Genomic DNA, 13,595 nt, shown 5'->3' on the forward strand with positions numbered 1-13,595 from the left:
TGGTGGGTGCGGACCTTGGTCCGCACGCCGTTCGATCAACCGCCGGCGCCACCGCCCCCGGCCTGGATGCCGCCGGCAGTCAGCGCGGCCGGGTCCAGCAGGCGACGCAGCTCGGCCTCGTCCAGGCCGCTGTCCTCCAGCGCCACGTCCAGCACCGGGCGTTGTTCCTTGTAGGCCCGCTTGGCGATCGCCGCGGCCTTTTCGTAGCCGATGATCGGGTTCAACGCGGTGACCAGGATCGGGTTGCGCGCCAGCGCCTCGGCCACACGGTCCTCGCGCACCTTCAGGCCGGCGATGGCGCTGTCGGCCAGCAGCGTGGACACATTGGCCAGCAGGCCGATGCCATCGAGCAGGTTCACCGCGATCAACGGCAGGGTGACATTGAGCTGGAAGTTGCCGGTCTGCCCGGCCACGGTGATCGCGGTGTGGTGGCCGATCACCTGTGCGCAGGCCATCACCGTCGCTTCCGGAATCACCGGATTGACCTTGCCCGGCATGATCGAGCTGCCAGGCTGCAACGCCGGCAGTTCGATCTCGCCCAGCCCGGCCAATGGACCGGCGTTCATCCAGCGCAGGTCGTTGGCGATCTTGATCAGCGCCACCGCCAGCGCATTGAGCTGGCCGGACAGTTCAACCGCATCGTCCTGCGCGGCCAGGCCCTCGAACTTGTTCTCAGCGCTGTCGAACTTGAAGGACGTCTGCTGCTTCAGTGCCTTGGCCACCTGCGCGCCGAAGCGCGGGTCGGCATTGATGCCGGTGCCGATCGCGGTACCGCCCAGCGGCAGGCGGCGAACACGCTTGAGGCTGTCCTCGATGCGTTCCTGCGCCGAGGCAAGCTGGGCCGACCACGCGCCGAACTCCTGTTCGAAGGTCAGCGGCATCGCATCCATCAGGTGGGTGCGCCCGGTCTTGACCACCTTGCGCAGGCTGCGACCCTTCTTGTCCAGGGTCTTGCGCAGGTGCACCAGCGCCGGCAGCAGCTGTTCATGCGCCGCCAGCACCGCCGACACGCGCAGCGCGGTCGGGATCACGTCGTTGGAGCTCTGCCCCTGGTTGACGTGGTCGTTGGGGTGCACCGTGGTCTTGCCCGCCTTGCCGGCACGGTTGGCCAGGGTGGCGATGACCTCGTTGGCATTCATGTTCGAGGACGTGCCCGAACCGGTCTGGTAGACGTCGATCGGGAAATGCGCGTCCCAGTCACCGGCGGCCACTTCGGCGGCCGCGACCTGGATCGCCTTGGCCACGGTCTTGGGCAGGTGGCCCAGCTCGGCGTTGACGCCGGCGGCAGCGCCCTTGACCAGGCCCAGCGCGCGGATGAAACCACGCGGCATGCGCTGGCCCGAGACCGGGAAGTTCTGTACGGCACGCTGGGTCTGCGCACCCCACAGGGCATCGGCAGGCACCTGCAGCTCGCCCATGCTGTCATGTTCGATCCGGAATCCCGGGGTGGCACCCTTGCTTGCAGCTTTGCTCATTGCATCAACTCCGCACTACTTCAGTTGGGGAAAGGGAAGCGGCGGCTGGCAGGGTGTCGCTTCCCGGGCTGGCGGCTGCGACAACGATACTCCCTTGCCTGCAGCGTGGGATGACGAGGGCGGGCCAGATCGTTCCGCCTGCGCGGCCGTTCCGTGCGCGCAAGGGTAGTGCCGGCCGCTGGCCGGCAGCGCATGGAATCGCTGGCCGGGCGTGGTCGCCGGCCAGCGCCCGGCACTACCTGACCGGCACGTCGTAGAATATGGCCCCCGCCGCTCGTCCCCGCCCTGCCGACATGTCCGATTCCGCCCTGCTCGCCCTGTCCCCGCTTGATGGCCGTTACGCTGGCAAGGTCGACGCCCTGCGCCCGATCTTCTCCGAGTACGGCCTGATCAAGGCCCGCATCACGGTCGAAGTCGAGTGGCTGCTGGCCCTGGGCGCCGAGCCGGGCATCGTCGAACTGGCCGCGTTCTCCGAGGCGGCCACCACCCGCCTGCGCGCCCTCGCCGCCAACCTCACCCCGGCCCAGGCCGCGCGCGTGAAGGAGATCGAGCGCACCACCAACCATGACGTCAAGGCGGTGGAGTACTTCATCAAGGAACAGCTGAAGGACGACGCCGAGCTGGCCCCGGCGCTGGAATTCGTGCACTTCGCCTGCACCAGCGAGGACATCAACAACCTCAGCTACGGCCTGATGCTGGAACAGGCCCGCCGCGAAGTGCTGCTGCCGAGCCTGGACGGCGTCGCCGCCACCCTGCGCACCCTGGCCCACGCCCAGGCCGGCCAACCGATGCTGTCGCGCACCCATGGCCAGACCGCCTCGCCGACCACCCTGGGCAAGGAGCTGGCCAACGTGGTCGCCCGCCTGGAACGCCAGCGCAAGCAGATTGCCGCAGTCGAACTGACCGGCAAGATCAACGGCGCGGTGGGCAACTACAACGCACACGTGGCCAGCTACCCGGACGTGGACTGGCCGGCCTTCGCCGAGCGCTTCGTGACCAGCCTGGGCCTGGTGTTCAACCCGTACACCACGCAGATCGAGCCGCACGACAACGTCGCCGAGATCGGCGATGCCGCACGCCGCGCCAACATCATCCTGATCGACCTGGCCCGCGACATCTGGGGCTACATCTCGCTGGGCTACTTCAAGCAGCGCCTGAAGGAAGGCGAAGTCGGCTCGTCGACGATGCCCCACAAGGTCAATCCGATCGATTTCGAGAACGCCGAAGGCAACTTCGGCATCGCCAACGCGCTGTTCGAGCACTTCAGCGCGAAGCTGCCGATCAGCCGCTGGCAGCGTGACCTGACCGATTCCACCGTGCTGCGTGCACTGGGCACCGCGTTCGGCCACAGCCAGGTGGCGCTGGATTCGCTGGCCAAGGGCCTGGGCAAGCTGGAAGTGAACCCGCAGCGCCTGGACGCCGATCTGGATGCGGCGTGGGAAGTGCTGGCCGAGGCCGTGCAGACGGTGATGCGTCGCCACGGCCTGCCGAACCCGTACGAGCAGCTGAAGGCGCTGACCCGTGGCCAGGGCATCACCGCCGAGTCGATGCGGGCGTTCGTGCAGGGGCTGGAGCTGCCGGCGGATGCGAAGCAGCGTCTGCTGAAGATGACCCCGGGCAGCTACACCGGCCTGGCTGAGTCGCTGGCGAAGAAGATCTAAGGGGTTTCCTTTGCGGCGGCGGCCGCGGGCGCTGCCTGCGGCAGGCCTTTACTGCCACGGCAACAGCGACAGCAACGTCAACGGCGGCTCTGGATTGCTGCTAGCTGGGCGGGTCGGGAGGGGCCAGCGGGACACGCCGTGAACCCATCCATGTGGGCTCGATGGCGCCATCCATGGCGCCTACGGTCCCGCTGGCCCCTCCCGCCCCGCCTCGGACAGTTTCCCGGTGACGGATCGAAGAGCGTTGGGTTGTCGGGACGGAATTTTGAAAGAGGGACGCGGCTTCGCCGCGTCCCTCTCTTGTTTTGGAATGAGCAAGCGCAGCGCGCGACCCGCTGTTGCCTTTGCTTTTCTTCTTCCATTCCGTGGCGGGCCGCGCAGGAAACTGTCAGGGGCCGGGCGGGTGGGCTGCGCGGGGGTGTCCGCGGCATGGATGCCGCGGCCAAGCCCCCAGGGATGGGTTCACGGCGTCCCCCGCGCAGCCCACCCGCCCGGCCACGCGCGGCTTTTGATTGTGCCCCCCCCCGCCACGAGGGGCTCCGCCGTTGGCCGGAACCCCCGCGACAAACCCGCGCACGTGCGCAATCCCGGCGAACGGCGGACAATGGAGACCTCAGGCGGCCCGCCGTGCCGCCCTCCCGCTTTCTGCTGCAAGGATTCCCCATGGCCGCCCGCAAGTCCTCCGCCCCCCTGATCGAAGTCACCGCACGCCCCGGCCAGCCGCTGGGCATGGCCCCGGCCGTCTTCCTGCGCGATTTCTGGCAGAAGCGCCCGTTGCTGATCCGCAACGCCTTCCCGGATTTCCAGACCCCGGTGCAACCGGAAGACCTGGCGGGCCTGGCCTGCGAGGAAGGCGTGCTGGCGCGCCTGATCGAACATGACAAGGCCCAGGATGGCTGGCGCGTGCGCACCGGCCCGTTCCAGGAAGACATCTTCCCCGCCCTGCCCGACCACGACTGGACCCTGCTGGTGCAGGACGTGGACAAGTGGGACAAGGACGTGCGCGCGCTGATCGAGCATTTCAGCTTCCTGCCGCGCTGGCGCATGGATGACGTGATGATCAGCTTCGCCGCCACCGGTGGCTCAGTTGGCGCGCACGTCGACCAGTACGACGTGTTCCTGCTGCAGGCCCATGGCCATCGCCGCTGGCAGATCGACGCCAGCGAATCGATCAAGGGCAAGCAGCCGCCGCTGGGCTTCCGCCCGGACGTGGAACTGAAGCTGCTGAAGGTGTTCAAGCCGACCCACGACTGGGTGCTGGCGCCGGGCGACATGCTGTACCTGCCGCCGAACGTGCCGCACCACGGCGTGGCTGAAGACCCCTGCCTGACCTTCTCGTTCGGCATGCGCGCGCCGTCCTCGGCCGAGCTGATCAGCGACTACCTGGATACCCTGATCGCCGATGCCGACGAGAACATCCGCTACCAGGATGCCGACCTGAAGGTGCCGGCCGACCCGAACGAGATCGACACGGTGGCGATGGCCCGGGTGATCACCGCGCTCAATGCCATCCGCATGAACGACCCGGACAAGCTGGGCGACTGGTTCGGCCGCTTCATCACCACCTACCGCGCCGCCGGCGAAGTGATGGCCCACCAGGCCGCACCGGCAGCGGAAGAAGTGGTCCAGGCCCTGGCTTCGGGCCTGCTGCTGCAGCGCCATCCGTGGGCGCGCCTGGCCTGGCGCCGGGCCAAGCGCGGTGCCAGCCTGTACGTCAGCGGCCAGGACTTCGCGCTGCCGGTGAAGGACGCGCAGCGCCTGGCCGGTGCCGAGCAGCTCGACGCCGCGGCCTATCGCGGCCTGTCCGACAAGGGCCGTGCCGTGGTCCAGCGGCTGCTGGTCGGCGGCGTGTTCCAGCTGATCGACCCCAACGAGCTGTATGACGCCGAAGACGAGGACGACGGCGAGGACAGCGTGGTGCTGGGCGAGGTGGTCGAAGGCCGTGACCGCGTGGATGCGATCGACGACAACACGGTGTCCGACGATGTCCACACCGTGACCGTGCATGACGACGGCATCGAGGTCATCGTCAACTTCGAGGATCACGACGAAGACGACAGCGACGACGACCGCGCCTGAGCCATCGCGATGATCCGGGTCCAGCAGGTCAGCCACGCCGACGCCCACGTCGCGATCCACGACGTGCGCCAGCGCGTGTTCGTGCAGGAACAGGGCATCGCCGCCGAGCTGGAACGCGATGCGCTGGACCCGGTCAGCGCCCATGTGCTGGCGCTGGACGCTGAAGACCGGCCGGTCGGCACCGGCCGGCTGGCACCGGACGGCCGTATCGGTCGCATGGCGGTGCTGGCCAGCCATCGCAGCCACGGGGTGGGTGAGGCCCTGCTGCTGGCCCTGGTCGAGGCCGGGCGCCGGCTCGGCCTGGCCGAACTGCATCTGCACGCCCAGCTGCCGGCCCGGGCGTTCTATGCCCGCCAGGGCTTCCTGCCCGAGGGCGATGTGTTTGAAGAAGCCGGCATCGGTCACCAGCAGATGCGCCGCCGGCTGGGCGTGGCCAGCGCCGTCGACAGCCGCGCCGAAGCGGTGGACATCACCACCGCCATCGTCCATCGCGCCCGTCGCCAACTGTGGCTGCACAGCCGCCAGCTGGACCCGGGCCTGCTCGACGCACCGCCCGTGCAGGCCGCCCTGCGCCGTTTCGTCACCGCCCGCCACGACAAGCAGCTGCGGGTGATCGTGCACGATGCGGCAGCGATCGCCTCGGCCGGAGCGCCCCTGCTGGCGCTGGCCCAGCGCCTGCCCAGCGTGATCCAGGTCCGCGAGGTCTCCGACCCGATCGACCGTGCGCTGGCCTCGGCGTGCATGCTCAACGATGCCGGTGACTTCTACTTTCGTCTGATCGGCCACCGCCTCGACGGCGAGGCCGGCATCGCGCTACCGGCACGTTCGCAGCCGTTCGAGCAGCAATTGCAGCGTGTCTGGGACCGTTCGCGCGATTGCAGCGAACTTCGCGCGCTCGGCCTCTGAGCGGAGCGGGCTGCCTCAACCTGTCTGGAAGCGGCACCGGTGGACCTGCGATGCCTCGGGCGGCGCCCCTTCGTGTCCGGTTGGGGGTACAATTTGGCTGTTTGAACGCGCCCGCGCAGGGCTATTCATCTTCCTGCCGGGTCCTTCTGAAGCCATACCCCACAAAGCGAATCAACACCCTCCATCGTGGACAATCAACTGAAGCAGTTTGCGCAATCTTCGCAACTCGCCGGCGGCAACGCCTCCTATGTCGAGGACCTGTACGAGCAGTACCTGGTCTCCCCGGATAGTGTCGATCCCAAATGGAAAACCTACTTCGACGGCTTCAAGGGCCGCGAAGCAGGTGACATTCCGCACTCGGCCGTCATCTCCCACATTGCGGACGCGGCCAAGGATGCGCTGAAAGCCGGCACCGGCAACGGTGCGGGCGACGAGCGTGAGCGCAATGTCGGTCGTCTGATCACCGCCTACCGCTCGCGCGGCCATCTGGACGCCCGCCTGGACCCGCTGGGCCTGACCACGCCGGTCAACACCCCGGACCTGGGCCTGCCGTTCCACAGCCTGTCCGATGGCGACCTCAACAGCGAATTCAGCACCGGCGGCGTCGGTGGCCAGCCGCGCATGAAGCTGCGCGACCTGCTGGCGCGCCTGAAGGCGACCTACACCGGCTCGATCGGTGCGGAGTTCATGCACATCTCCGAGGTCGAGCAGCGCCAGTGGATCTACAAGAAGCTGGAAGCGGCCGGTGGCAACTACCAGCTGGACGCTGACACCCAGCGCCGCACCCTGGAGCGCCTGACCGCCGCCGAGGGCCTGGAACGCTACCTGCACACCAAGTACGTCGGCCAGAAGCGCTTCTCGCTGGAAGGCGGCGATTCGCTGATCCCGATGATGGACACCATCATCCGCAGCGCCGGCAAGGATGGCGTCAAGGACGTGGTGATCGGCATGGCCCACCGCGGCCGCCTGAACGTGCTGGTCAACACCCTGGGCAAGAACCCGCGCAAGCTGTTCGACGAATTCGAAGGCAAGTTCGAGCACGACGAGCACGCTTCGGCCGGCGATGTGAAGTACCACATGGGCTTCTCGGCCGACGTCGCCACCGACGGCGGCCCGGTGCACCTGGCGCTGGCGTTCAACCCGTCGCACCTGGAAATCGCCGACCCGGTCGTGGCCGGTTCCGTGCGTTCGCGCCAGGAGCGCCGCAAGGACACCGCGCGCAAGCAGGTCATGCCGATCCTGATCCACGGCGACGCGGCCTTCTCCGGCCAGGGCGTGGTCATGGAGCTGTTCCAGATGTCGCAGGCGCGCGGCTTCGCCGTCGGCGGCACCGTGCACATCGTGGTCAACAACCAGGTCGGCTTCACCACCTCCAACCCGCTGGATACGCGCTCCACGCGCTACGCCACCGACGTGGCGAAGATGATCGCCGCCCCGGTGCTGCACGTGAACGGCGATGATCCGGAAGCGGTGGTGTTCGCCGCACAGCTGGCCTTCGAGTTCCGCCAGACGTTCGCCAAGGACGTGGTGATCGACCTGATGTGCTACCGCCGTTGGGGCCACAACGAGGCCGACGAGCCGGCAATCACCCAGCCGCTGATGTACCAGGTGATCCGCAAGCACGCCACCACCCGCGAGATGTACGCCGAGCAGCTGGAAATGGCGGGCGTGATCGCCGCCGGCGCCGGCAAGGCGATGGTCGATGCCTACCGCGAGAAGCTGGACGCCGGTGAAGTGACCACCGAGCTGGCCAAGGTCGAGAAGACCCCGCCGAGCAGCCCGCTGTTCGTCGATTGGCCGAAGCTGCTGGAAGGCAAGCTGTCCGATCCGGTCTCGACCAAGGTCGAGAAGAACAAGCTGGTCGAGCTGGCCAAGCTGATCAACACCGTGCCGGACGAAGTGCAGCTGCACTCGCGCGTGGCCAAGGTCTACGACGACCGTCGCAAGATGGCTGCCGGCGAGATCCCGGGCGACTGGGGCTTTGCCGAGAACCTGGCCTACGCCACCCTGCTCGACGAAGGCCATGCACTGCGCCTGGTCGGCCAGGACGTCGGCCGCGGTACGTTCACGCACCGCCACGCGATCCTGCACGACCAGAAGACCGACAACTACTACATGCCGCTGCGGCAGCTGGTGGATTCTCCGGAAAAGGCCACCGTCATCGACTCGCTGCTGAGCGAAGAAGCGGTGATGGCCTATGAGTACGGCTTCTCCACCACCGATCCGAACACGTTGTGCATCTGGGAAGGCCAGTTCGGCGACTTCGCCAACGGCGCCCAGGTGGTGATCGACCAGTTCATCGCTGCCGGTGAAGCCAAGTGGGGCCGCATTTCCGGCCTGACCCTGCTGCTGCCGCATGGCTACGAAGGGCAAGGCCCGGAACACAGCTCGGCGCGCCTGGAGCGCTTCCTGCAGCTGTGTGCGCTGGAGAACATGCTGGTGGTGGTGCCGTCGACCCCGGCACAGGCCTTCCACATGCTGCGCCGCCAGCTGCACCTGACCACCCGCAAGCCGCTGGTGGTGATGTCGCCGAAGTCGCTGCTGCGCCACAAGCTGGCCGTGTCGACCCTGGACGAACTGGCCAACGGCGAGTTCCAGCACCTGATCGGCGATGCCAATGCCGATGCCAAGAAGGTCAAGCGCGTGGTGCTGTGCTCCGGCAAGGTCTACTACGACCTGCTGGAAGACCAGACCAAGCGTGGCCAGGACGATGTGGCGATCATCCGCGTGGAGCAGCTGTATCCGTTCCCGCGTGCGCTGCTGGCCGCCGAACTGAAGAAGTACGGCAAGGCCACCGACGTGGTGTGGACGCAGGAAGAACCGCAGAACCAGGGTGCGTGGTACCAGATCCGCCACCATCTGCAGTTCTGCCTGGCCGATGGCCAGAACCTGCACTACGCCGGTCGCGCACGTTCGGCTTCGCCGGCTGCCGGTCACATGGCTGACCACGTCCGCGAACAGCAGCAGCTGGTCGCCGATGCACTGGTCAACCCGTTCAACGACACGTTCGCTGAATAATCCTCCCCCTATTTAGAAGACAAACCAGGAAGCTCCCGCAATGGCCACCGAAGTCAAAGCCCCGGTACTGCCCGAATCCGTCGCCGACGGCACCATCGCCACCTGGCACAAGAAGGTGGGCGACGCCGTCAAGCGCGACGAAAACCTGCTTGACCTGGAAACCGACAAGGTCGTCCTGGAAGTGCCGTCGCCGGTCGACGGCGTGCTCAAGGAAATCAAGTTCGCCGAAGGCTCGACCGTGACCTCCAGCCAGGTCGTGGCGATCATCGAAGAAGGCGCCGTGGCCGCTGCCCCGGCTCCGGCCGCTGAAGAGAAGAAGGCTGAGGCCGCGCCGGCCGCTGCGGCTGCGGCTCCGGCTGCTGCCGCCGCTCCGGCTCCGGCCGCCAAGTCGGCCGCCGACGCGCTGCCGCCGGGCGCCCGCTTCACCGCCATCACCGAAGGCGTGAACCCGGCCGACGTCGACGGCACCGGCCGCCGCGGCGCGGTGACCAAGGAAGACATCGTCAACTTCGCCCGCAACGGCGGCGCCGGCAAGGCCGGTGGCGCACGTCCGGAAGAGCGCGTGCCGATGACCCGCATCCGCAAGCGCATCGCCGAGCGCCTGATGGAGTCGAAGAACTCGACCGCCATGCTGACCACCTTCAACGAAGTCGACCTGTCCAAGGTGTCGGCGGCGCGCAAGGAACTGCAGGACGAGTTCGTCAAGGCCCACGGCATCAAGCTGGGCTTCATGAGCTTCTTCGTGAAGGCCGCTGCCAACGCGCTGCAGCGCTTCCCGCTGGTCAACGCCTCGATCGACGGCGACGACATCATCTACCACGGCTACTCGGACATCTCGATCGCCGTCTCGACCGAGAAGGGCCTGGTCACCCCGGTCCTGCGCAACGTCGAGCGCATGTCGTTCGCCGACATCGAGAAGACCATCGCCGACTACGCCAAGAAGGCGCGTGACGGCAAGCTGAGCCTGGAAGAACTGCAGGGCGGCACCTTCACCGTGACCAACGGCGGCACCTTCGGTTCGCTGCTGTCGACCCCGATCATCAACCCGCCGCAGAGCGCCATCCTGGGCATGCACGCCATCAAGGAGCGTCCGATCGCCCAGAACGGCCAGGTCGTGATCGCGCCGATGATGTACCTGGCGCTGTCCTACGACCACCGCATCATCGACGGCAAGGATTCGGTGCAGTTCCTGGTGGACATCAAGAACCAGCTGGAAAACCCGGGCCGCATGCTGTTCGGCCTGTAAGACACCTCCCGCCCCTCCGCGCCTGCGCGGAGGGGTTCTGGTAATGCATCAAGGAATAATTCAATGGCTGAACAATTCGACGTCGTCGTCATCGGTGCCGGCCCGGCCGGTTACCACGCTGCCATCCGCGCGGCACAGCTGGGCCTGAAGACCGCCTGCATCGACGCAGCGCTGGGCAAGGACGGCAAGCCGGCCCTGGGCGGCACCTGCCTGCGCGTGGGCTGCATCCCGTCCAAGGCGCTGCTGGATTCCTCGCGCCAGTTCTGGAACATGGGCCACATCTTTGGCGACCATGGCATCAGCTTCAAGGATGCCAAGATCGACGTCGAGGCGATGGTTGGCCGCAAGGACAAGATCGTCAAGCAGTTCACCGGCGGCATCGGCATGCTGTTCAAGGCCAACAAGGTCGCCGCTTACTACGGTTTTGGCGAACTGCAGCCGGGCAACGTGGTCAAGGTCACCCAGCATGACGGTTCCATCGTCGAGCTGAAGGGCACCAACGTGATCATCGCGGCCGGTTCGGATTCGATCGAACTGCCGTTCGCCAAGTTCGACGGCGAGACCATCGTCGACAACGTCGGCGGCCTGGACTTCACCGAAGTGCCGAACCGCCTGGCGGTGATCGGTGCCGGCGTGATCGGCCTGGAACTGGGCAGCGTGTGGAAGCGCCTGGGCGCTGAAGTCACCATCCTGGAAGCACTGCCGGAGTTCCTGGCCGTGGCCGACGCCGAAGTGGCCAAGACCGCTGCCAAGGAATTCAAGAAGCAGGGCCTGGACATTCGCCTCGGTGCCAAGGTCTCCAAGACCGAGATCACCGGCAAGGGCAAGAAGAAGGAAGTCGTTGTCACCTACACCGACAGCGAAGGCGAAAAGACCCTGACCGTGGACAAGCTGCTGGTGGCCGTCGGCCGTCGCGCCGCCACCAAGGGCCTGCTGGCCGAAGGCACCGGCGTCAAGATCAACGAACGCGGCCAGATCGAAGTCGACGCGCACTGCCACACCGGCGTCAACGGCGTGTGGGCGGTCGGCGACTGCGTGCGCGGCCCGATGCTGGCGCACAAGGGCTTCGAGGAAGGCATCGCGGTGGCTGAGCTGATCGCCGGCCTGCCCGGCCACGTCAACTTCGACACCATTCCGTGGGTCATCTACACCGAGCCGGAACTGGCCTGGGTCGGCAAGACCGAAGCCCAGCTGAAGGCCGAAGGCATTCCGTACAAGGCCGGCAGCTTCCCGTTCGCCGCCAACGGCCGTGCCGTGGCGATGATCGAGCCGGCGGGTTTCGTGAAGATCCTGGCCCATGCCGAAACCGACCGCATCCTCGGCATGCACCTGGTCGGCGCCAACGTCTCCGAGCTGGTGCACGAAGGCGTGCTGACCATGGAGTTCAGCGGCTCGGCCGATGACCTGGCCCGCATCTGCCACGCCCACCCGTCGCTGTCGGAAGTGATCCACGACGCGGCGATGGCGGTCAGCAAGCGCGCCATCCACAAGGCGAACTGATCGTTCGCTGGTAGTGCCGGCCGCTGGCCGGCACACCCCAGCAATCAAAAAACCCCGCCTCGGCGGGGTTTTTCATTGGCCACGCAGCTCGTCCAGCAACAGCCGGGTCGCCGGCGATGCCTTTCCGGCATCCGAACTGACAAGACCGAACACCCGCTGGATGAGCGGCCGTAGCGGCATCACCCGCAGGCCATGCCGGTCCTCAGGCAGCGTGGATTCGGGCACCAGCGAAACACCCAGCCCTTCGCGGACCAGCACGCACGCGCTGGCCCAGTCGCGTACGGTCACCCGTACGTCTGTCATTTCCAAGCCAGCGTCACTCATCAAGCGCTGACCATTCACCGCACAGCCGCCCGTTGCAAGGATGAAGGGTTCGGCCGCCAGCTCGCTCAGCGCCACCCCGCTCCCGGTGGCGCGACGCCCCAGTGGATGCGCCTGCGGCAGCACCGCCATCCACCCATCGCTGCCCAGTGCCAGCGGGTCTCGATCGGCCGCGGGGTTCATCACCACCCCGGCATCGACCATGCCGGATGCCAGCCAGTGCTCGACCTCGACGTCGGTACCTTCCACGGTCACCACCTCGATGCCCGGGTGACGCCGCCGGAAATCACGCAACAGCGGGGGCAACACGCCCGAAATGATCGAAGGAAAGCTGGCCAGGCGGATGCGGACTCCACTAACCCCCCGGCTGTCGTCGGCCAGCGCGCGGATGGCCTGCAGTCCGCCCAGCATGCTGCGTGCGTGTTCGATCACTCGCTGCCCCAGCGCGGTGATCTCCACCTGACGTCGCTCGCGCACGAAGACCGCAAAGCCCAGCGAGGCCTCCAACTGGGCCAGTGCCTGGCTGGCACCGGATTGGCTGATGCCGACGCGATCGGCGCCGCGCGAGATGGTTCCCTCGTCGGCCACCGCAACCAGCAGACGCCAATGGGCAAGATTCATCATGGCAGGCAGTAGCCCAGCTTATGGCGTGGAAATCGAAGATTGATTTTACCGGATACCGCCGCGCCAGCAGACTGCCCTGCATCGGCTTTCCCAGCCGCTCTTCCCTCTCGAGATCGTCCATGAAGCTGTACTACACGCCCTACACGTGCTCGCTGTCACCCCACATCGTGCTGCGAGAGCTGGGCCTCCCGTTCGAACTGGTCAAGGTCGACAACGCGACCAGGCAGACCGCCGATGGCCGCGATTTCCGTACGATCAACCGCAAGGGATACGTTGCCGCGCTGGAGCTGGACGACGGCCAGGTGCTGACCGAAGGCCCGGCGATCGTCCAGTTCCTGGCCGACCTGAAACCCGAATGCGCGCTGGCCCCGCCCGTCGGCAGCTGGGAGCGGGTACGGCTGCAGGAGTGGTTGAACTTTGTCACCAGCGAAATCCATGCCGGTTCGGCACCACTGTTCAATGCCGCACTGCCGGAAGAGGCCAAGGCATTCTTCCGTGCAAAACTCTTCAAGCGCTTCGATCTGCTGCAGGAAATCCTGGCACAACAGGATTTCCTGATGGGTTCAAGCTTCAGCGTGGTCGATGCCTATCTGTTCACCGTGCTTGGCTGGTGCCGCTTCTTCTCCATCGATCTGGCGGCGTGGCCGGCACTGCCTGCCTACACCCGCAGGGTCAACGCGCGACCGGCCGTGCAGGCAGCGCTGCGTGCCGAAGCGACATGATGTGAAGCCGTGCCCCTGCCTGGCTTGGCCGTTGTGGAGAGCA

The 13,595-nt window shown here is 66.8% G+C and carries 9 protein-coding genes; 7 read left to right on the forward strand and 2 right to left on the reverse strand.

Features of this window, described 5'->3' with window-relative positions; genetic code table 11:
- Positions 1 to 35: 35 nt before the first annotated feature.
- Positions 36 to 1,475, reverse strand: a complete 1,440-nt coding sequence (locus AC5P7U_RS10085) for a class II fumarate hydratase (protein WP_006453168.1) — start codon at positions 1,473 to 1,475, stop codon at positions 36 to 38.
- A 293-nt stretch (positions 1,476 to 1,768) separates the two neighbouring features.
- On the opposite strand from AC5P7U_RS10085, the gene purB reads away from it, so the two are divergent.
- The 6 genes from purB (at position 1,769) to lpdA (ending at position 11,885) form a co-directional block, all read left to right on the forward strand.
- Positions 1,769 to 3,136: an adenylosuccinate lyase gene (gene purB / locus AC5P7U_RS10090; RefSeq protein WP_197564214.1), complete on the forward strand. Its 1,368-nt coding sequence runs from the start codon at positions 1,769 to 1,771 to the stop codon at positions 3,134 to 3,136.
- Between the two features lie 663 nt (positions 3,137 to 3,799).
- A complete protein-coding gene (locus AC5P7U_RS10095) occupies positions 3,800 to 5,215 on the forward strand; it encodes a cupin domain-containing protein (protein ID WP_197565009.1) in 1,416 nt (471 codons plus the stop codon).
- A gap of 9 nt (positions 5,216 to 5,224) precedes the next feature.
- Entirely contained in the window at positions 5,225 to 6,121 is an 897-nt protein-coding gene (locus AC5P7U_RS10100) for a GNAT family N-acetyltransferase (RefSeq protein WP_197565008.1), read from the forward strand.
- A gap of 186 nt (positions 6,122 to 6,307) precedes the next feature.
- The gene (locus AC5P7U_RS10105) at positions 6,308 to 9,139 is read left to right on the forward strand and encodes a 2-oxoglutarate dehydrogenase E1 component (protein ID WP_197565007.1); all 2,832 of its coding nucleotides are present in this window, start codon (positions 6,308 to 6,310) and stop codon (positions 9,137 to 9,139) included.
- A 40-nt stretch (positions 9,140 to 9,179) separates the two neighbouring features.
- Positions 9,180 to 10,385, forward strand: coding sequence for a dihydrolipoyllysine-residue succinyltransferase (gene sucB, locus AC5P7U_RS10110; protein ID WP_197565006.1), 1,206 nt, complete (start codon positions 9,180 to 9,182; stop codon positions 10,383 to 10,385).
- A gap of 63 nt (positions 10,386 to 10,448) precedes the next feature.
- Entirely contained in the window at positions 10,449 to 11,885 is a 1,437-nt protein-coding gene (gene lpdA / locus AC5P7U_RS10115; RefSeq protein WP_008264626.1) for a dihydrolipoyl dehydrogenase, read from the forward strand.
- A 72-nt stretch (positions 11,886 to 11,957) separates the two neighbouring features.
- On the opposite strand, the gene AC5P7U_RS10120 is transcribed toward lpdA, so the two are convergent.
- On the reverse strand, positions 11,958 to 12,827 hold the full coding sequence (locus AC5P7U_RS10120; RefSeq protein ID WP_495221047.1) for a LysR family transcriptional regulator: 870 nt from the start codon (positions 12,825 to 12,827) through the stop codon (positions 11,958 to 11,960).
- Between the two features lie 122 nt (positions 12,828 to 12,949).
- Between AC5P7U_RS10120 and gstA the strand changes: the two genes are divergently transcribed.
- Complete coding sequence (gstA, locus tag AC5P7U_RS10125) at positions 12,950 to 13,552, forward strand: glutathione transferase GstA (protein WP_197564289.1); 603 nt, start codon at positions 12,950 to 12,952, stop codon at positions 13,550 to 13,552.
- Positions 13,553 to 13,595: the final 43 nt, after the last annotated feature.

It is taken from the genome of Stenotrophomonas sp. YJH_SMC_57 (genome assembly GCF_059369755.1).